Below are 255 nucleotides of genomic sequence, written 5' to 3' on the forward strand. Positions count from 1 at the left end.
TATCGAGACAATTACCTTTGCGCGACATACTTTGGACAAGACCCCGTGATGCTAGTGATGTTTGATATGCTTGCATGCGATACTGCCATCCTTGGTCAGAGTGCAAAATCGGTTGATCTTTTGGCGACAGCCGTTTAAAAGCCTTTTTAAGCATCGTATCAATCATTTTATAAACGGGTCTTTTTGCGGTTTCAAAGGCGATGATCTCGCCGTTAAACAGATCTAAAATGGGTGATAGATAAAGCTTCTCACCAG

General features: G+C 42.4%; 1 protein-coding gene. It reads right to left on the reverse strand.

Annotation, left to right across the window (positions count from 1 at the left end; all coding sequences use genetic code 11):
- A partial coding sequence (locus tag H8K36_RS19010) for a DDE-type integrase/transposase/recombinase (RefSeq protein ID WP_186918091.1) occupies positions 1 to 255 on the reverse strand: 255 nt, incomplete at both ends.

Origin of the sequence: Affinundibacterium nitidum (assembly GCF_014284155.1) — a bacterium.
GTDB classification, from domain to species: Bacteria; Pseudomonadota; Gammaproteobacteria; order Burkholderiales; family Burkholderiaceae_D; genus Undibacterium; species Undibacterium nitidum.